The following is a 19,882-nucleotide window of genomic DNA, read 5'->3' as shown; positions in this document are numbered from 1 at the left end:
CAGGATATCGCTTATTGCGCCAGTTCGCCACGAAGAACCCCTGCAGCCCCACCACCAGCGAGTTTTCGGACGGTCTCCGATCCTTTTCGGGAAACCGGGGCCCTCGAACTGGCGCCGATCTCCGTCTTTCCGCTTTGCTGCGTCCGGCCGAGAGAGGGAAATATCACCTCACCGCGCCAGCGCTCGCTCGGTATCCTCTCTTGCCTGATCGACCAGCACGATCGTCGCCGCCCGCGCCGCCGCCGCGTTCGAGTCCGCGATCGCCGCGAACAACTGTCGGTGTTCGGGCATCGAGTCGCTGGGCAGCTTGGCGCTGCGATGCTTGTAGAGCGTGGTCCAGCGTACCGCCGCGCCGATGCTGCCCGACAGGCTGATCAGCAGTTCGTTGCCGGTCGCCTCGAGGATGATGTTGTGGAAGAGCTGGTCGGCGGCGCGGCCGAGTTCGGTGTGAAGGCCGTTCTCGCCCATCGCCTCCAGCGCGGCGCCCATGCGCGACAATTGGCGGGTATCGCGCTTGAGGGCGGCCAGCTCGGCGGCGGCGGGCTCCACGATCAGGCGGAGCTGGAACAGGCTCTGCACGAAACCAGCGGGCGGCTCGCCCTCGAACATCCAGGCGAGCAGTTCGGGGTCGAGCAGGTTCCACTCCAGACGCTCGCGAACCCGCGTCCCGGCCTTGGGCTTGCTGACCACCAGCCCCTTGGCGGACAACATGCGCAGCGCCTCGCGCACCACCGATCGGGACATGCCGCGCTGCTCGGCGATCTCGACCTCGCCGGGCAGGGTCGAACCGGTGGGAATCCGCCCGGTCACGATGGCGACACCGATGTCCCGCGCCAGGGCACTATGGGCGGGTCCGCGTCGCTTCACTGTCGTCACTCGGCTTGTTCCTCTCCGGGGCAGGGGGCTCGGTCGCGCCTTTGTCAGACCTTTTATGGGGCATGGTCGCGAAAGGGAAGCGCGGTGTCATGCCTCCACCCGACACCATCGGCTTGCCATTGCAATGAGACAATGTATCAAATCTGAAATCAGCCAGTTGCCCCGACGTGTCGATCGCGGCACGATGGCGCATCAGCCGATCCATGAGGGGGATCCGTTTTCATGACCTTGCGTAACCTTTTGCTGGCCGCGAGCACGCTCGCCATCCTGTCGCCCGCCACCGCGCAACAGCGCCCCGAGACCAACGCCACCACCAACGCCGCCGCCGCGCCGGTCCGGGTCGTCACCGACTCGACGGTCAGCGACATCCCCGCGCATTTCACGCCGCCGACCAACGTCGCCGAGCGCGATTACGACAAGCGCGAGGTGATGATCCCGATGCGCGACGGGACCAAGCTCTATACGGTGATCGTCGTGCCCAAGGGTGCGGTGAACGCGCCGATCGTCCTGACCCGCACCCCGTATAACGCGGCGGGACGGGCCAAGCGGTCGGACAGCACCCGGATGATCGAGGCGCTCCCGCTCGCCGACGCCGAATTCACCAAGGCGGGCTATATCCGCGTCTATCAGGACATTCGCGGCAAATATGGCTCGGAGGGCGACTATGTCGTGACGCGGCCGGTGATCGGCCCGCTCAACGCGACCAAGGTCGATCACACCACCGACGCCTATGACACGATCGACTGGCTGGTGAACAAGGCGAACCTGCCCGAATCGAACGGCCGGGTCGGCATGATCGGTTCGTCCTATGAGGGCTTTACCGTCGTCATGGCGCTCCTCCACCCGCACCCCGCCCTGAAGGTCGCCGCGCCCGAGAGCCCCATGATCGATGGCTGGATGGGCGACGACTGGATGCACTACGGCGCCTTCCGCCTCGCCAATATCGGGTGGATCGGGTCGCAGACGGGGTATAAGGGCGCAGGCTCGGCACCGTCGAGCGGCGGCTATGACGATTACGAGAATTTCCGCTACGGCTCGGCGAACGACTGGGCCAAGAAGTCGGGCTATGACCAACTGCCCTTCTGGCAGCGGATGGTGCAGCATCCGTCCTATGACTTCTACTGGCAGGGCCAGGCGCTCGACAAGCTGCTGGCCGCCACTCCCTCCAACGTCCCGACGCTGTGGGAACAGGGGCTGTGGGATCAGGAGGACATGTACGGCGCGATCACGTCCTGGGAAGCGTTGAAGGCCAAGGGGAAGCTCGGCAACAATTTCCTGGTGATGGGCCCGTGGCGGCACAGCCAGATCAACCGGACCGGCACCAGCCTGGGGCCGTTCGAGTGGAATGGCGACACCGCCAAGCAGTTCCGCGAGGACATGGTCCTGCCGCTGTTCAACCAGTATCTGAAGGACGGCCCGGCCGCCAATCTGCCCAGCGCGGCGATCTACAACACCGGCGAAAATCACTGGGACAAGCTGGCCCAGTGGCCGCTCGCGTGCCAGAGCGGCTGCCCCGCGACGCTGACGCCGATCTATCTGGCGGATGGCAAGGGGCTGAGCTTCGACAAGCCCGGCTCCGGGCAGGACGCCTATGTCTCCGACCCGGCCAATCCGGTGCCGCATCTGTCGCGACCGGTGAACTTCGACGATGGCCGCTGGGGCGACTGGCTGGTCAGCGACCAGCGGCATGTCGATGGTCGCACCGATGTCGTGACCTATACGACGCCGGTGCTGACCAAGGCGGTGCGCGTATCGGGCGCGCCCATCGCCGATCTGTTCGCGAGGACGACCGGCACCGACGGCGACTTCGTGGTGAAGGTGATCGACGTGTTCCCGCCGGAAGACGCGATCAACGCCAAGATGGGTGGCTACGAACTGCCGATCAGCCTCGACATCTTCCGGGGCCGCTATCGCAACAGCTTCTCCAACCCGACCGCGATCCCGGCAGGCAAGGTGCAGGAATACAAGTTCCGGTTGCCGACCGTGAACCATGTGTTCCAGCCGGGGCACCGGATCATGATCCAGGTCCAGTCGAGCCTGTTCCCGCTTTACGACCGCAATCCGCAGACCTTCGTGCCCAACATCTTCACGGCCCAGGCGAGCGATTACCGCAAGGCGACGATCACGCTGGAGCGCGGCGGCGCCAATGCGAGCCGGGTATGGCTGCCGGTCGTGCCGCTGGACCAGTCGGCGGCGATGGCTCGCTGATCGGGTGGGCGTGCGGACGGGGAATGTCACCACCGCACGCCCAAGGCCCTCGGCTCGCCCCGTTCGTCCGACATACCCCTTGGACGCCCGCGCCGGGAGCGCTATCTGTGACGGGTGGTTGCTGCCCCGCCATTGACCGAACCTGCCCCTTCGACCGGTGATGTGATCGCGACGGCGGCCGATACCGCCGATGTCCGCCGCTATCTCGCATTGGTGACGGCGGCGACCGAGCGGCTGATGGCGGCCGACGATCCGGCGGCAATGGTCGATTCGCTGTTCGCGCTGATCCGCGACGAGTTGCGGCTCGACATGTTCTTCCATTTTCGTCGCGACGGTGAAGGCACCCGCCTAGCGACCGCGGGCGGTCTGACCCAGGCCGAGCGGCATGAGGCGGCGCGGCTCGATATCGAGGGGTCTGCCTGCGGTGAGGTGATGCGCGAGCGTCGGCCGCTCCACCTGACCGATATCCAGCGGAGTAGCGAATCCCGGACCGGCTATGTCCGCTCGCTGGGTCTCGACGTCTATATGTGCATGCCGCTCCTCCACGGCGATGAGGTGATGGGCACGCTCGGCTATGGCCGCCGCGCCGCGCGGCCGTTCGATGACGAGGAACGGCGGCTGCTCCTCCTGCTGTGCCATTACGCCGCGCTCGCGCAGCACCGGTTGCGGATCGAGGAAGCGCTTCGCCACGGTATCGAGACACAGGCGCGGCTGCTCGACGAGTTGAACCACCGGGTCCGCAACGCTCTCCAGGTCGCGATCGGGCTGGTGTCGCATGAGGTGCGCGGGGCCGAGGCGCCTGCCGCCCGCGCGGCGCTGTCGCGTGCGGCGGAACGGCTGCAGGTGCTGGCGAGCGCGCACCGCCCGCTTTACGCCACCGCCGATCCGGGCCTGGTCGATCTCCCTGCGCTGTTCGGCGATGTCATCGCGCAGCTACGCGGGGATATGCCAGAGGGGACGATCTCGGCGCCCGAGCCCGTGGCGGTTCCGATCGAGCGGGCGGTGGCGGCGGCGCTGCTGCTCGATTCGCTGCTGGAGGACGGGGCCGCGCTGCCACGGATCACGATGACGGTGGGGCAGGGCGACGGGAACGAAAATCTGCGCATCTCGTTTGAGGCGTCGGGATGGGGGCGTGTCGCGACCGGGCTCGAACCCAATCGGCTGGTCGCTCGATTGTGTCACCAATTGCGCGCGACGTTGACGAACGAGGATGATGGGTGCCTGATTTTGGTGATGCCGCATGACGGCGGCGAATACGGGCACCGCGACGCACGTCCATGACGATGCGGTGCACGACGCACCGCTGAACCTGCTCATCATCGAAGACGAGGCGCTGGTCGCCATGCTGGTGGAGGACGCGCTTACCCTTCACGGCCACCGGGTCGTCGGGATCGCCGATACGGTGGCGTCGGCTCTCGCGCTGGCGGATGAGGACCTGCCGGACCTGGCACTGTGCGACGTCAAGCTGGCCGATGGCGACAGCGGGGTGACGGCGGCGCAGCTTCTCGCCGATCGTGGCATCCCCTGCATATTCCTCAGCGGCAATTGCCCCGACCGCGGCGGTCATCCGCTCGTTATCGGCTGTATCGCCAAGCCCTTTCGCGCTGGCAGCCTGGGGGCGGCGGTCCGCGCCGCCCACCAGGTCGCGACCGGCGCGAGGCCGAGCGATCCTCCACCATCGCTGCGCTTCTATGGCGAGGCGCGCTAGCGGCGTTCGTCAGGGACATGGGGGGAAGGGGGCTCGCCGATGACAGGGGCAATTCACGGCTTACGACTGGTCCGACGGTCCCTCCAGCCGGGTCTCGATCGCGAGTTCCAGCTTGTCGAGGATCCGTTCGAGCTGCGCGGTGTCGGCGGGGGTCAGGAGGCAGAAGGCCTGCTCGACCAATTCGCGGCGCAACGGCTCGGTCTGGCGGATGACCTGTTCACCGTTCTTCGTGATTTCCAGCCGCTTGGCCCGGCGGTCGGCCGGATCGGCCACGCGCACCACCAGCCCGTCGCGCTCCATCGTGTCGATCGCCTGGGTCACGGTGCGCGGGGCGAGGGCGAACCAGTCGGCCACGTCCGCCGCGCGCACCGGCATGTTGTTCGCGATGAAGTTGAGCATCTTGGCCCGCGCCAGCGAGGCGCCCTGCGCCGCCATCCGCCGGTCGAGGTGGCGGTGCAGTCGCAGGTAGATACGGCTGTAGCGAAGGGCCAGGGCGTCAAGATCGGGCATATTGTGAGGTAGCTCAATAAATGGTCTTGCCTTATTGTGCAAGTGCGAGCAAATGCACTATCGAGTTCTATTGATTCCATCGACAGGGAGGCCTGGATGGCCGACGCAAACCAAGTGCAAGAGGGGCAGGACGAGGGGCGGCAGGACGCCGCCGACTCGGAGGAAAAGACCCCCGTCTCCCCCGCCAAGAAGCGGCGTATCCGGATCATCCTGCTGGTCGTCGCGGCCGTCGCGGTGATCGGCGGCGTCTTCTGGTACGCCAATTACAAGAGCGTCGGCCAGTATATGCAGTCGACCAACGACGCCTTCATCCAGGCCGATGCGGTGACGATCGCGCCCAAGGTCTCGGGCTATGTCGACAAGGTGTTCGTCGGCGAGAACCAGAACGTCCAGGTCGGGCAGCCGCTGCTCCAGATCGACACCCGCGACTACCGCGCCCAGACCGCGCAGATCGAGGCGCAAATCGGCGTCGCCCAGGCCAATGCGCAGGGCGTGCAGGCGCAGATCCGCGAGCAGCAGGCCGCGATCGACCGCGCCCGTGCCGATCTTCGCGCCGCGCAGAGCGATGCCGTCTTCGCCCAGGCGGAGGTGAGCCGCTACACGCCGCTCGCCGCGTCGGGGGCGGAGAGCCGCGAGCGCCTGTCGCAGCTCCAGAACCAGGCACGCCAGGCCAATGCGAAGGTCGCCAGCGCCTCGGCCGCGCTGGCCGCCGCGCAGCGCCGCGTCGGGACGCTCGACGCGCAGGTCCGCCAGGCCCGGTCGCAGGGTCAGGCCGCGCAGGCGCAGCTCGACGCCGCCGAAGTAAACCTGGGCTCGACCCTGATCCGCTCGTCGATCGCGGGGCGTGTCGGCAACAAGACCGTGCGCGTCGGCCAGTTCCTGCAGGCGGGTACTCGGACCATGTCGGTCGTGCCGGTCAACCAGCTCTATATCAACGCGAACTTCAAGGAGACGCAGCTCGGCCTGATGCGTGCGGGCCAGCCGGTGAAGATCGAGGTGGATGCGCTGCCCGGAGTCGAGATCAAGGGCCATGTCGAAAGCGTGGCGCCCGGCACCGGTGCGCAATTCTCGCTGCTGCCGCCGCAGAACGCGACCGGCAACTTCACCAAGATCGTCCAGCGCGTGCCCGTGCGCATCGCGGTCGATGCCGATGCGCAGACCCGCGCGCTGATGGTGCCTGGCATGTCGGTCGACGTGACCGTCGACACCCGCTCCGCCAAGGGTGCGCTGAAGCGCATCGCCGAGCAGCAGGACCAGCATAACGACGCGCGTCAGGGGGCGCAGGGCCGGTGAGCGCCGCTGCCGCCCCCGCCAGGGGTGCGCCCAAAGGCAAAGGGGCCGGATCGACCGCCTCCGGGGGCGGCAATCCGGCCAAGGCCGACCTGACCGCGTGGCTCGCCGTCGCGGCGGGAAGCATCGGCGCGCTGATGGCGACGCTCGACATCTCCATCGTCAACTCGGCGCTGCCGACCATCCAGGGCGAGATCGGGGCGAGCGGCACGGAGGGAACGTGGATCGCGACCTCCTATCTGGTCGCCGAGATCATCATCATCCCGCTGTCCGCCTGGCTCGAGCGACTGCTTGGCCTGCGTACCTTCCTGCTGCTTGCCTCGATCCTGTTCACCGGATTTTCGGTGGTGTGCGGCCTGTCGACCAACCTGACGATGATGATCATCGGTCGTGCGGGGCAGGGGATTACCGGCGGAGCGCTGATCCCGACCGCGCTGACCATCATCGCCACGCGTCTGCCGCGCGAGCAGCAGCCGATCGGCACCGCCTTTTTCGGCGTCACCGCCATTCTCGGCCCCGTCATGGGCCCGCTGATCGGTGGCTGGCTGACCGAGAATGTCAGCTGGCACTATGCCTTCTTCCTCAACATTCCGGTGGGCGCGCTGCTCGTCACCCTGTTGCTGGTCGGCCTGCCGCACCAGAAGCCGCATCTGTCCGAGCTGGCCAAGGCCGACTGGCTGGGCATCGCCGGGCTCGCGCTGGGGCTGGGCGGTCTGACCGTCGTGCTGGAGGAAGGGCAGCGCGAGCAGTGGTTCGAATCGCGTGAGATCATCGAGCTGACCCTGTTGTCGATCTTCGGCTTCTGCCTGTTGTTCGCGGGGCAGTTCGTCGCGTCGCGGCCGGTCATCCGGCTGAAACTGCTGCTCGATCGCCAGTTCGGCAGCGTCGTCATCATGGGCATCGTGCTGGGCATGGTGCTCTACGGCACCTCCTATGTGATCCCGCAGTTCCTGGCGTCGATCGCGGGCTACAACGCGTTCCAGGCGGGCAAGGTCGTGCTGCTCAGCGGTATCCCCAGCCTGATGTTGATGCCGTTCACGCCGATCCTGATCAAGAAGGTCGACATCCGCATCGCGGTCGGGCTGGGGCTGGGCATCATGGCGCTCAGCGCGGGGATCGACACGGTGCTGACCGCCGATTCCACCGGCAGCTCGTTCACCGACAGCCAGTTGCTGCGTGGGGTGGGCACGATCCTGGGCATGTTGTTCCTGAACCAGGCGGCGATCTCGTCGGTGCCGCCGTCGCAGGCGGGTGACGCGGCCGGGCTGTTCAGCGCCGCGCGCAACCTGGGCGGCTCCTTCGCGCTCGCCGGGATCGCGACGGTCCAAGACCAGCGAAGCTTCCTCCACGAGCGCCGTCTGGAGGAGACGCTGACCGCCAATTCGGGCACGACCCAGGGCTGGGTCGACTCGCTGACCCAGCAGTTCGGCAGCCCCGACGCGGCGCTCCGCATGATCGGTAACACGATCCGGCAACAGGCGCTGGTCATGACCTATAACGACCTGTTCTTCATCCTGTGCGTCGGCATCCTGATGGTGATGCCGCTTGTCCTGTTCCTCCGCCCGCTGCCCAAGGGCGGCCCCGTGGCGATGCATTGAGAACCCTGATGCGCAAGCAGCTTTCCCTCATCCCGCTTCTCCTGCTCGGGGCCTGCACCGTCGGGCCGAACTATGCGGGGCCACCGAAGGGCGTCGGATCGGCACCGACCCCGCCCGCCGGGTTCGTCCGCGCCGACACGACGCTGGCGACGACCGCGCCTGCGGTCGCCGACTGGTGGACGACGCTCGACGACCCGCTGCTCAACTGGCTCGAGGAGCGGGCGCTTCAGGCCAATCCCAATGTCGCGGTGGCGCAGGCGCGGTTGAAGCAGGCGCGTTCGGCGCTGCGGCTGGAGCGAGCCAACCAGGCGCCCAACGCCAATGCCAGCGCGACCTATCTCCATGCGAATCTGCCTTCGCTCGATCTCGGCGGCGGTGGTGGCGAGCAGGACGGCGCCAATGGCGGCGGATCGAGCGGCTCGGGCGGCGGCACCAATGTCGACTTCTTCAACCTCGGCTTCGACGCAAGCTGGGAGATCGACCTGTTCGGCGGTCGTCGTCGCACGGTCGAGGCGGCTCGTGCCAGCGCGGCGGCGGCGGAGGCCAATGTCGCCGATGCACAGGTGTCGCTCAGCGCCGATGTCGCCCAGGCCTATGTCGGGCTTCGCGATGCGCAGCAGCGGCTGATCCTGGCGCGCGCCGCCTCGCGGATGCAGCGCGACACGTTGAAGCTGACCGAGCAGCGTTTCGCCAACGGCACCGCCTCGCAGCTTGAGGTGGAGCGGTTGCGCAACCAGGTGGAGAGTACCGATGCGCAGATCCTGCCGCTATCGGCCTCGGTCGAGACCTATCTCAACGCGCTGGCCATCCTGATCGGCGAGGCGCCGGGGACGCTCGACCAGCGTCTCAGCACGGTCGGCAAGGTGCCGCTGCCGCCCGCGCAGGTCGCGGTGGGCGATCCGACCGCGCTGCTCCAACGGCGTCCCGACATTCGTGCCGCCGAGCGCAACCTCGCGGCACAGACCGCCAGGATCGGCGTCGCCGAGGCGGCCAAGTTCCCGCGGCTCAACCTGATGGGGATCATCGGTATCGGCGGCACGTCGCTCGACGCGCTGACCGATCTCGACAATCTGGTGACGCTGGGCGCGCCGATGCTGCAATGGAATGTGCTGAACTTCGGCCGCGCCAATGCCCGCGTCGGCCAGGCCGAGGGCGCGCGCGACGAAGCCGAGGCGCAGTATCGCGGCGCGGTCCTGGCGGCTCTGCGCGATGCCGAGGATTCGCTGTCGCGGTTTCGGGCGCGTCGCAATACGGTCGCGACGTTGGCGCGCGCGAAGGCGTCTGCGGACCGCTCGGCGGCGCTGATGCAGCAACGCTACCGCGCGGGCGCGGCGACGCTGATCGATACGCTCGACGCGGAGCGGCAGCGGGTGGCGGCGGATCAGTCGCTGTCGCAGGCGGTGGCCGGTCTGACCAACGATTACGTCGCGCTGCAAAAGGCGCTCGGCCTGGGCTGGCGCGCCGCATCCTAAATCCTCCCTGAGCTATGCTCGGGGAGGTGGGGGGGGCATGGCCGATCCGTCCCGCCCCTCCACCATCGCTGGCGCGATGGTCCCCCTCCCCATCGGAGATGGGGAGGAATGGGGCACACGCCGCCGCCCACCTTCGCACAATCCTCCCTGCGCGCAGCGCGGGGAGGGGGACCGCGCCTGTCAGGGCGTGGTGGAGGGGCATAGCCGGTCCGTCTCGCCCCTCCACCATCGCTGGCGCGATGGTCCCCCTCCCCATCGAAGATGGGGGGGAATCGGGCACACGCCGTCGCCCACCTTCTCAAAATCCTCCCTGCGCGCCGCGCGGGGAGGGGGACCGCGCCCGTCAGGGCGTGGTGGAGGGGCATGGCCGGTCCGTCTCGCCCCTCCACCATCGCCAGCGCGACGGCCCTCCTCCCCATCGGAGATGGGGAGGAATGGGGCACACGCCGCCGCCCACCTTCTCAAGATCCTCCCTGAGCTATGCTCGGGGAGGGGGACCGCGCCCGTCAGGGCGTGGTGGAGGGGCATGGCCGATCCGTCTCGCCCCTCCACCATCACCGGCGCGACGGCCCTCCTCCCCATCTCCGATGGGGAGGAACGGGGGAGTTATGCCCCAGCCGAGGCGATCCGGTCGCGGGCTTCGCGCTCGATCGTTTCCAGTTCCTCGACCGTCTGGACCAGCGCGGTCATCTGCTGTCGCAGTTCGTCCACCCGCTCGCGGCACCGCTCGGCGAGTGCGCGCATCTGTTCGACATGTTGCGGATCCGCGTCGTAGAGGCGCAGGAACTCCTCGATCTCGCGAAGCGAGAAACCGAGCCTTTTCCCCCGCAGGATCAACTGCATCCGCGCCGTCTCGCGCTTCGAATAGACGCGCGCGGTGCCGACGCGGCGCGGTTCGATCAGGCCGCGATCCTCGTAGAAGCGCAGCGTCCGCGTCGTGATCCCCAAGCTGTTCGCGACATCCTGTATGCCGCGCAGCTCCTCATTGTCCCCCACCGCTTATTCCCCCATCGACCGCGCCGTCGCGGCCGCCTTCGCCAATTCTTCCTCGACCAGTTCCTTTTTCGACAATTTGCCGATCAGGGTCTTGGGCAGGCTTTCGCGGATTTCGACCTCGCGGGGAAGTTCGATCTTGCTGACCTTGTCCTGAAGGAACACACGAAGTTCCTCCGGCGTCGCGCGATGGTCGGGCGCCAGCTTGACGAAGGCCTTGGGCGATTGGCCGCGATAGGCGTCCGGGACGCCGATCACCACCGCCTCGGCGACCGCCGGATGCTCGTACAGCGCCTCTTCGATCATGCGCGGATAGACATTATAGCCGCCGCAAAGGATCACGTCCTTGATCCGGTCGACGATGAACAGATAGCCGTCCTCGTCCAGATAGCCGACATCGCCGGTGCGCAGCGCGCCGTGGATGAAGACCTGTTCGGTCTCGGCCGACTTGTGCCAATAGCCCGACATGACCTGCGGCCCCCGCGCGCAGATCTCGCCGACTTCCCCCGGCGGCATCAGCCGGTCGGGATCGTCGCGGTCGCGGATCTCGATGACCGTGCCGGGGAAGGGGAGTCCCGCCGAACCGCCCTTGTTCTCGCCGACGATCGGGTTGCAGGTGATGATCGGCGACGCCTCGGACAGGCCGTAACCCTCGACCAGCTTGCCGCCGGTCGTCGTCTCGAACGCGATGCGGACCTCCGCGGGGAGTGGCGCACCGCCCGAGATGCAGGCCTTGATCGCCGACAGATCGACCTTTCGCGCCTCGGCCACACCCGCGATCGCGTTGTAGATGGTCGGGACGGCGGGGAAATAGGTCGGCTTGCTGCGCGCGATGGTCTTCAGCACCTGGTCGAGTTCGAAGCGGGGGAGCAGGATCATCTCCGCGCCGACCCGGATCGCGAAGCTCAACACCGTGGTCAGTGCGAAGACGTGGAACAGGGGCAGCACCCCCAGGATACGCTCCTCGCCGATCGCCTCTTCACCGCCGGTATGGATGACCATCGCATCGGCATTGGCGACGAGATTGACGTGCGAGAGCATCGCGGCCTTGGGGCTTCCGGTCGTGCCGCCGGTATATTGCAACACCGCCACATCGTCGGGCTTGGCCGCCACCGGCGTCAGGCCACGCCCGCGCTTCATCATCTGTTGGAAAGTCAGATGGCGCGGCGCAGGCCCCGGCGGCGCGATCATCGACCGTTTGAGCAGGCGATAGGCCAGACCCTTCACCACCGGCAGCGCATCGGCGACCGGGCAGGCGATGACGTGGCGCAGGTTCAGCTTGTCGGCGACATGGCTGACCCGCTCATAGATGTCGGGAATGTCGCAGGTCGCGATGATCTCCGCCCCCGAATCCTCGAGCAGATGGCAGAGTTCGCGTTCGACGTAGAGCGGGTTGACGTTGACGACGATGCCCCCGGCCTTGAGCGTGGCGAAGTAGAGCACCGGGTAATAGATGATGTTGGGCAGGCAGAGCGCGACGCGCGTGCCGGGCTTCACCCCCAGCGCCTGCAAACCCGCCGCCGCCCGCTCGACCATCGCGCCGAGTTCGTCGTAACGGGTGATGCGGCCCATGAAATCGACCGCCGGGCGGGTGCCGTGCCGCCGTACCGTGGTCTCGAACATATCGGTCAGCAGGCGGGGCTCCGACACCAGCGGACGTCCGGTGGCCTGTCCCGGCATCTCGACGCTGGCGGCTTCCCCGTTCGCTCCGATCGTCATCGCGTCGCTCTCCTTGTTCTTTTTTCGACCATACCCGGTTGTCGATTGCGGTCGAGTTTCTTATGGTATTTACGTATAGGGTAGGTAACGCACCTTAACGTTAGGCCGCAAGCCCATAAAGAGAGGATTGGATGACCAACATCGTGATCGCAGGCTATGCCCGCTCACCCTTCACCCAGGCTGGCAAGGGCGCGCTCGCACGGGTCCGCCCCGATGATCTGACCGCGCAGGTAATTCGCGGCCTGATCGATCGGACCGGCGTCGATGCGTCGGAGATCGAGGACATCATCCTGGGCTGCGCCTTCCCCGAGGGCGAGCAGGGCATGAACGTCGCGCGGCTGATCGGACTGCTCGCGGACCTGCCGCTGTCGGTCGGCGGGATGACGGTGAACCGCTTCTGCGGATCGTCCATGTCGGCCATCCATATCGCGATGGGCCAGATCCAGATCGGCGCGGGCGAGGCGTTCATCTGCGCGGGTATCGAGTCGATGAGCCGGGTGCCGATGGGCGGCTACAACCCGCTGCCCAACCCCGAACTCGCCGCCGCGCGGCCGGGGGCGTATATGGGCATGGGCCAGACCGCCGAGAATGTCGCGGAAAAATACCAGATCACCCGCGCCGAGCAGGAGAAGTTCGCGGTCGCCAGCCAGAAGAAGGCCGCAGAGGCGCGCGCCGCCGGTCGCCTGGCCGATGAGATCGTGCCGATCCACACCAAGGCGGGCGACGTGACCGAGGACGGGCTGATCCGCGCCGACACGACCGAAGAGGTTCTGGCCGGTCTGAAGCCCGCCTTCGACAAGGACGGCACCGTGACCGCAGGCACCGCTTCGCCGCTGACCGATGGTGCCGCCGCCGTGCTCGTGACTTCGGAAGAATTTGCCAAAAAGCATGGCCTGACCATTCTGGCCCGCATCAAGTCGGTCGCCATTTCGGGTTGCGAGCCGGAGACGATGGGCCTCGGCCCGATCGCCTCGTCGAAGAAGGCGCTGGAGCGCGCGGGTATCGCGCCCGGCGACCTCGATGTGGTCGAGATCAACGAGGCATTCGCCAGCCAGGCGATCGCCTGCATCCGCGATCTGGGCCTGAAGGAAGACGCGATCAACAAGGACGGCGGCGCGATCGCGATCGGCCATCCGCTGGGCGCGACCGGCGCGCGCATCGTCGGCAAGGCGGCGGCTCTGCTGGCGCGCGAGGGCGGCCACTATGCGCTCGCCACCCAGTGCATCGGCGGCGGGCAGGGCATCGCGACTGTGTTGGAGCGTGCATGATGGCTGAGACGATCAACAAGGTTTGCGTGATCGGCGCAGGCGTGATGGGCGCGGGCATCGCGGCGCAGGTCGCCAATGCCGGTGTGCCCGTCCTGCTGCTCGATATCGTGCCGAAGGACGGCGGCGACCGTGACGCGGTGGCCAAGGGCGCGGTCGCGAAGATGCTCAAGACCGAGCCCGCGCCCTTCATGTCCCCCGCCGCCGCCAAGCTGGTGGAAACGGGCAATATCGAGGATCACCTCGATAAGGTCGCCGAATGCGACTGGATCGTCGAGGCGGTGGTCGAGCGGCTGGATATCAAGCAGTCGCTCTATGCCAAGCTGGAGACGTTGAAGCGCCCCGGCACGGCGGTGTCGTCCAACACCTCGACCATCCCGCTCGGCCATCTGGTCGAGGGGCGGTCGGAGCAGTTCAAGCGCGACTTCCTCATCACCCACTTCTTCAACCCGCCGCGCTATATGCGGCTGATCGAGATCGTGACGTCGGGGCACACTGACGCCGGTGTCGCGGGCAAGGTCGAGCAGTTTGTCGATCATCGCATGGGCAAGCGGATCGTCCGCGCCAAGGACACGCCTGGCTTCATCGCCAATCGCATCGGCACCTATTGGCTGGCCGTCGCGATCAACGCGGCGATGGATCAGGGCCTGACCGTCGAGGAGGCCGACCAGATCGGTGGCCGTCCGATGGGCGTGCCCAAGACCGGTATCTTCGGGCTGATCGACCTGGTCGGCATCGACCTGATGCCGCTGCTCGCCAAGTCGTTGTCGTCGACCCTGCCGGAGGGTGACGCCTATTTCGACACGATCCGCCCGCTGCCGCTGGTCGACAAGATGATCGCGGAGGGCTTTACCGGCCGCAAGGGCAAGGGCGGCTTCTATCGCCTCGACCGCAAGCCCGACGGCACCAAGGCCAAGCAGGCGATCGACCTGAAGACCGGCGAATACCGCGCGGAAAAGAAGCCCGAGCGTCTCCCCGGTCGCGCCGAAAAGGATCTGGCCGCGCTGGTCGCGACGCCGGGCAAGGTCGGCGACTATGCCTGGGCGGTGCTGGGCCCCGTCCTGTCCTACGCGGCGGGTCTGGTCGGCGAGGCGGCGGACGATATCGTCGCGATCGATGACGCGATGAAGCTGGGCTATAACTGGAAGTTCGGCCCGTTCGAGCTGATCGACCGCATGGGGCCGGGCAAGCTGGCCGAGCGACTGCGTGCCGAGGGCAAGACGGTGCCTGCGCTCTTGGAGACGGCGGGCGACCGGTCCTTCTACCGCGTGGTCGATGGCAAGCGTCAGTATCTGACGCTGGGCGGCGAATACGCCGATGTCGTCCGCGCCGAGGGCGTGCTGCTGCTCGAGGATATCAAGCTGCGCTCCGAGCCGCTGTTGAAGAACGGCTCGGCGGCGGCCTGGGACGTGGGCGACGGCGTCGTCGCGTTCGAGTTCACCGGCAAGATGAACGCGCTCGACGAGCAGGTGCTGTCGCTGCTTCAAAAGACCATCGCGCTGGTGAAGAGCCAGTATAAGGCGATGGTCATCTATAACGAGGGCAGCAACTTCTCGGCCGGTGCCAATCTCGGCCTCGCCATGTTCGCGGTGAATATCGCGGCCTGGGGAGAGGTCGACAAGCTGGTCGTCGCGGGCCAGCAGGCGTACAAGGCGCTGAAATACGCACCCTTCCCGGTGGTCGCGGCGCCGGCCGGCATGGCGCTGGGCGGCGGGTGCGAGATCCTGCTCCACGCCGATGCGATCCAGGCTCATGCCGAAAGCTATATCGGGCTGGTCGAAACCGGCGTCGGTCTGGTCCCCGGCTGGGGTGGCAATGGCGAGCTGATCGACCGTCTCGCCAAGTCGCCCAAGATGCCCAAGGGGCCGATGCCCGCCGCCATGAAGGCGTTCGAGACGATCTCGACCGCGCAGGTGTCGCGCTCCGCCGCACTGGCGAAGGATTTGGGATACCTCCGCAAGGACGACGGCATCACCATGAACCGCGACCGGCTGCTGGCCGATGCCAAGCGGAAGGCGCTGTCGCTGGTCGAGGGGTATCAGCCGCCCGAAAAGCCGGTCTTCCGCCTGCCGGGCGCGGCCGGACGGGTCGCCTTCAACGGCGCGGTCGCCGACTTCGCCAGGAAGGGCATCGCCACGCCGTACGACGTGGTGGTGGCGGGCCGTCTGGCGAATATCGTCACCGGCGGAGAGGCGGACATTATCGACGAGGTGAGCGAGGACCAGCTGCTCAAGCTGGAACGCGCCGCCTTCATGGAAAGCGTCAAGGATGCGCGGACCCAGGCGCGGGTCGAGCATATGCTCGAAACCGGCAAGCCGCTGCGGAACTGAGGAGAGGATAAGCCATGCAAGTCTATAACGCGCCGCTGCGCGACATGCGTTTCGTCCTCCACGAGCTGTTTGCCGAGGACGAGTTCGGCCCCGTCGCGGGGCAGGACGAATTCGGTCCCGAGCTGTACGACGCCATTCTGGAAGAAGCCGCGCGCGTCACGCAGGAGGTCCTGCTGCCGCTCAACGCCACCGGCGATATCGAAGGGTGCAAGCTGGAAAACGGCGTCGTCCGCACCCCCGCCGGTTTCAAGGAAGCCTATAGCCAGTTCTGTGAGGGCGGCTGGGCCGCGCTCGCCTCGCCGGTCGAATATGGCGGGCAGGGGCTGCCCGAGGCGGTGAACAAGCTGGTCGAGGAGATGATCTGCGCGACCAACCTGTCGTTCAGCCTCTATCCCGGCCTGACCCACGGTGCGACCACCGCGCTGATGGGCCATGGCTCGGAAGACCTGAAGAGCTTCTATCTGCCCAAGATGATCTCGGGCGAATGGTCGGGGACGATGTGCCTGACCGAGGCGCATTGCGGCACCGATCTGGGCCTGCTGCGCACCCGTGCCGATCCGCAGGAGGATGGTTCGTATCGTCTCACCGGCGGCAAGATCTTCATCTCGGCGGGCGACCATAACCTGACCGATAACGTCATCCACCTCGTCCTCGCGCGCACGCCCGACGCGCCCAAGGGTGTGAAGGGGATCAGCCTGTTCCTCGTGCCGAAATATTTGCCCAAGGACGACGGCTCGGTCGGTCCGGCGAACGGGGTCAGCGTCGCGGCGATCGAGCACAAGATGGGCCTGAAGGCGTCGGCCACCTGCCAGCTGGAGTTCAACGACTCCAAGGGTTGGGTCGTGGGCGAGCTGAACAAGGGGCTCGCCGCGATGTTCACGATGATGAACACCGAGCGTGTGTCGGTCGGTATTCAGGGATTGGGCATCAACGAAGTCGCCTACCAGTCGGCGGTCGCCTATGCGAAGGACCGTCTCCAGGGCCGGGCCCTCGGCGGGGCGGCGCGTCCCGATCTGCCTGCCGATCCAATCATCGTCCACCCGGACGTGCGCCGGATGCTGATGACCATGCGCGCCTATGCCGAAGGCTGCCGCGCGCTGGGCCAGTGGGCGGCGCGCGGGCTGGACGCCGAGGCGCACGCGATCGACCCCGCCGACAAGTCGCGCGCGGCGGACTTCGTGGCATTGCTGACCCCGGTCGTGAAGGCGCTGTTCACCGATCTCGCCTTCGATGCGGCCAATATGGCGGTGCAGGTCCATGGCGGCCATGGCTATATCCGCGACCACGGTATCGAGCAGTTCGTCCGCGACGCCCGTATCGCGCAAATCTACGAGGGGACCAACGGCGTCCAGGCGCTCGATCTGGTCGGCCGCAAGATGCCCGCGCATATGGGCCGCTACATGCGCCCCTTCTTCCATGCGGTCTCGGAACAGGTCGAGGCACTGACCAAGCATGACGACAAGGCGATCACCGGCTGGGCCGCCGCCATGCAGCAGGCGTTCGGCGCCTTGCAGCTCAGCACCGGCATGATCGCGCAGAAGGGCATGAAGGACCCCGAGGAGGCGGGTGCGGCGGCGACCGACTATCTGCGCCTGCTGGGCCTGGTCGGCATGGGCCACTGCTTCCTGAAATCGGCGCGGATCGCCACCGAGAAGCTGGCCGAGGGCACGGACGAGGCGGGCTTCTACAAGGCCAAGCTCGCCACCGCAGGGTTCTTCTTCGACCGCATCCTGCCACAGGCGACGGCGGCGTTCCTGGCCATCAAGTCGGGCAAGCGCTCGACCATGGCGCTGGAACTGGAAGCATTTTGAAATGATGCGATGCCGGTTGCGCTTGATCGCGAGCGACCGGCATCGTAGGCATGACAGTCTGTTATCCTATGCGTCATATATTGGACGTATAGGGTAATTCAGGGGCGACCGGGAAAACCGGCGTTCCCGCCCGGGAAACGGGCATGGAGAGGAGAAGAGGCATGTTGTTGACCCTGACGGCCATGGCCCTTGCGGCGGCTGGTGCGAATGCGGACACGGTGGTCGGCCGCTGGCAGACCCAGACGCGCGGCGGCGTGGTCGAGATCCAGAAATGCGGTGCGTCCGTTTGCGGCCGGATCATCAGTTCGGAAAAGCTGCGCACCAATCCCGCGCTGACCGACCAGAACAACCGCGATCCCAAGCTGCGCAATCGTCCGCTCAAGAACCTGCTGATCCTCCAGGGCTTTGCGCAGGACGGTTCGGCCTGGGGCGGTGGCACCATCTACAATGCCGAGGACGGCAAGACCTATAGCGCCAAGCTGACGCCCGAGGGGCCGGACACGCTGAAGGTGCGCGGCTGCGTCTTCGTACCGCTGTGCAAGACCCAGACCTGGACGCGTATCCGCTGATCCGTCGCGCGGATTCGTCCCATCGCCAAACATCATGAGATTCGGGGAGTAAATTGATGACCAACCGCCTCAAGGCGCCGCTTCTGGCCACCGCCATCCTGTCGTCGTCCTTCGCCTTTGCCGGTGCGGCCCACGGGCAGGCCTTCTATCTCCAGGAACAGTCGACCCGTGGACAGGGCCGGGCCTTTTCGGGCGAGGCCGCCGATACCGGTGCGTCGTCGCTGTGGTGGAACCCCGCCTCGATCGCGGGCATGGAGCGTGGCGAGGCGGTGATCGGCGCGTCGGCGATCATCCCCAAGGGCGATGTGGTCGACACCGGCACGGTGATCCTCCGCCCCGGCCAGCCCGCGCGGGCCGTCGGTGGCAACGGCGTGTCGAGCGATCCGATCAATCGCGGCATCGTGCCGTCCGGCGCGGTCGCCTATCCGCTCAACGACCGGGTCGCGGTCGGCCTGGCGGTCACCTCGCCCTATAGCTTCACCACCGAATATGGCGCCAATAGCTGGGCCCGGTACAGCGCGCTCAAGACCGAGTTGCGCACGATCGACATCCAGCCCTCGGTCGGCGTCGCGCTGCTCGACTGGCTGCGTGTCGGCGGCGCGCTGAACGTCGAATATACCAAGGCCGAGCTGGGCAACGCGCTGCCCAATCTGTCGCCGCTGCTGGCGGACGGCTTCCAGCGGTTGAAGGGCGATGGCTGGGACCTCGGCTGGACCGCGGGTGTTCAGCTTCACAATGACTGGGCGACCGTCGGCATCAGCTACAAGTCGCGGATCAAGCACCAGTTGAAGGGCAGCCTGGAGGTAGGCGGCCTGCTCGGCCCGCTGGCGGGGCAGAACCGGACGGTCGATGGCGCGACGGCGGAATTCTACACGCCCGCGCAGATCATCGTCGCGGGGCGGTTCCGCACCACCGACAAGCTGACGCTGAACGCGCAGGTGGTCCGCTTCACCTGGTCCGACTTCGACGCGATCCGGCTTGGTGCGCCGATCAACACCGCGATCCCGGAAAATTACCGCAACAGCTGGTCGCTGGCCGGCGGCCTCGACTATGCCGCCAACGAGCGGCTGACGCTGCGTGCGGGTCTTCAGCGGGGCATCACCCCGACGCAGGACGGCAATCGCGATGCGCGCGTGCCCGATGCCAATCGCTGGAATTACTCGGTCGGCGGTTCGTACAAGCTGACGCCGCGCTTCACGCTCGACGCGGCGGCCAGTTATATCGACTTCGCCAATGCCAGCATCGACCGGCGCACCGCCGCCTATGTCGGCACGCCGGTGCAGACGCCGATCCTGACGTCGGGTCAGGTCCAGAACGCCCGTGCGTTCGTCGGGTCGATCGGTGGCCGGTTCAGCTTCTGACGGAGTGTGATTTGATGAAGATCGTCGTGCCCGTGAAGCGGGTGTTGGATTACAATGTGAAGCCGCGCGTGAAGGCGGATGGGACGGGCGTCGATCTGGCGAACGTGAAGATGTCGATGAACCCGTTCGACGAGATCGCGGTGGAAGAGGCGATCCGGCTGAAGGAGAAGGG

The 19,882-nt window shown here is 66.8% G+C and carries 15 protein-coding genes and 1 pseudogene; 12 read left to right on the top strand and 4 right to left on the bottom strand.

Features of this window, described 5'->3' with window-relative positions; all coding sequences use genetic code 11:
- Window positions 1–168: 168 nt before the first annotated feature.
- Complete coding sequence (locus LRP66_RS17525) at window positions 169–876, bottom strand: FadR/GntR family transcriptional regulator (RefSeq protein ID WP_230483886.1); 708 nt, start codon at window positions 874–876, stop codon at window positions 169–171.
- A gap of 222 nt (window positions 877–1,098) precedes the next feature.
- Here LRP66_RS17525 and LRP66_RS17520 point away from each other — a divergent pair, with 222 nt between their 5' ends.
- The 3 genes from LRP66_RS17520 to LRP66_RS17510 all read left to right on the top strand — a co-directional run bounded on the left by LRP66_RS17520 (window position 1,099) and on the right by LRP66_RS17510 (window position 4,792).
- Window positions 1,099–3,084, top strand: a complete 1,986-nt coding sequence (locus tag LRP66_RS17520; protein ID WP_230483885.1) for a CocE/NonD family hydrolase — start codon at window positions 1,099–1,101, stop codon at window positions 3,082–3,084.
- A 162-nt stretch (window positions 3,085–3,246) separates the two neighbouring features.
- Window positions 3,247–4,365: a GAF domain-containing protein gene (locus tag LRP66_RS17515; RefSeq protein WP_230483884.1), complete on the top strand. Its 1,119-nt coding sequence runs from the start codon at window positions 3,247–3,249 to the stop codon at window positions 4,363–4,365.
- Window positions 4,325–4,792 (top strand): response regulator, encoded by a 468-nt coding sequence (locus LRP66_RS17510; RefSeq protein WP_230483883.1) that lies wholly within the window; start codon window positions 4,325–4,327, stop codon window positions 4,790–4,792. Before LRP66_RS17515 ends, LRP66_RS17510 begins: the two co-directional genes overlap by 41 nt.
- 60 nt (window positions 4,793–4,852) lie before the next feature.
- Here LRP66_RS17510 and LRP66_RS17505 read toward each other — a convergent pair whose 3' ends face one another.
- Window positions 4,853–5,302 carry a MarR family winged helix-turn-helix transcriptional regulator gene (locus LRP66_RS17505; RefSeq protein ID WP_230483882.1) on the bottom strand — a complete coding sequence of 150 codons (450 nt, stop codon included), beginning with the start codon at window positions 5,300–5,302 and terminating at the stop codon, window positions 4,853–4,855.
- A 96-nt stretch (window positions 5,303–5,398) separates the two neighbouring features.
- On the opposite strand from LRP66_RS17505, the gene LRP66_RS17500 reads away from it, so the two are divergent.
- From LRP66_RS17500 to LRP66_RS17490, 3 genes are read left to right on the top strand one after another with little or no spacing between them, the layout of a single operon-like run.
- Entirely contained in the window at window positions 5,399–6,595 is a 1,197-nt protein-coding gene (locus LRP66_RS17500; protein ID WP_230483881.1) for an HlyD family secretion protein, read from the top strand.
- Window positions 6,592–8,190, top strand: coding sequence for an MDR family MFS transporter (locus LRP66_RS17495; protein WP_443026715.1), 1,599 nt, complete (start codon window positions 6,592–6,594; stop codon window positions 8,188–8,190). The genes LRP66_RS17500 and LRP66_RS17495 overlap by 4 nt, the downstream gene beginning before the upstream one ends.
- Window positions 8,191–8,198: 8 nt before the next feature.
- The gene (locus tag LRP66_RS17490; RefSeq protein WP_230483880.1) at window positions 8,199–9,662 is read left to right on the top strand and encodes an efflux transporter outer membrane subunit; all 1,464 of its coding nucleotides are present in this window, start codon (window positions 8,199–8,201) and stop codon (window positions 9,660–9,662) included.
- A 606-nt stretch (window positions 9,663–10,268) separates the two neighbouring features.
- Here LRP66_RS17490 and LRP66_RS17485 read toward each other — a convergent pair.
- A complete protein-coding gene (locus LRP66_RS17485; RefSeq protein WP_230483879.1) occupies window positions 10,269–10,658 on the bottom strand; it encodes a MerR family transcriptional regulator in 390 nt (129 codons plus the stop codon).
- Between the two features lie 3 nt (window positions 10,659–10,661).
- The gene (locus tag LRP66_RS17480) at window positions 10,662–12,374 is read right to left on the bottom strand and encodes a long-chain-fatty-acid--CoA ligase (protein ID WP_443026714.1); all 1,713 of its coding nucleotides are present in this window, start codon (window positions 12,372–12,374) and stop codon (window positions 10,662–10,664) included.
- 131 nt (window positions 12,375–12,505) lie between these two features.
- Here LRP66_RS17480 and LRP66_RS17475 point away from each other — a divergent pair, with 131 nt between their 5' ends.
- From LRP66_RS17475 to LRP66_RS17450, 6 genes and pseudogenes are all read left to right on the top strand, one after another.
- Window positions 12,506–13,642: a thiolase family protein gene (locus LRP66_RS17475; RefSeq protein WP_230483878.1), complete on the top strand. Its 1,137-nt coding sequence runs from the start codon at window positions 12,506–12,508 to the stop codon at window positions 13,640–13,642.
- On the top strand, window positions 13,642–15,969 hold the full coding sequence (locus tag LRP66_RS17470) for a 3-hydroxyacyl-CoA dehydrogenase/enoyl-CoA hydratase family protein (RefSeq protein ID WP_230483877.1): 2,328 nt from the start codon (window positions 13,642–13,644) through the stop codon (window positions 15,967–15,969). The genes LRP66_RS17475 and LRP66_RS17470 overlap by 1 nt, the downstream gene beginning before the upstream one ends.
- A 14-nt stretch (window positions 15,970–15,983) precedes the next feature.
- Complete coding sequence (locus LRP66_RS17465; protein ID WP_230483876.1) at window positions 15,984–17,780, top strand: acyl-CoA dehydrogenase C-terminal domain-containing protein; 1,797 nt, start codon at window positions 15,984–15,986, stop codon at window positions 17,778–17,780.
- A gap of 161 nt (window positions 17,781–17,941) precedes the next feature.
- Entirely contained in the window at window positions 17,942–18,349 is a 408-nt protein-coding gene (locus LRP66_RS17460) for a DUF2147 domain-containing protein (RefSeq protein ID WP_230483875.1), read from the top strand.
- 56 nt (window positions 18,350–18,405) lie between these two features.
- The gene (locus tag LRP66_RS17455) at window positions 18,406–19,710 is read left to right on the top strand and encodes an OmpP1/FadL family transporter (protein ID WP_230483874.1); all 1,305 of its coding nucleotides are present in this window, start codon (window positions 18,406–18,408) and stop codon (window positions 19,708–19,710) included.
- 14 nt (window positions 19,711–19,724) lie between these two features.
- Window positions 19,725–19,882, top strand: a pseudogene (locus tag LRP66_RS17450) (electron transfer flavoprotein subunit beta/FixA family protein); the annotation flags it as partial.

The organism is Sphingomonas sp. Leaf21, from assembly GCF_916858675.1.
Classification (GTDB): domain Bacteria; phylum Pseudomonadota; class Alphaproteobacteria; order Sphingomonadales; family Sphingomonadaceae; genus Sphingomonas.
Note: the sequence above shows the minus strand (reverse complement) of the source record. Positions and strands in the feature narration are given on the sequence as shown.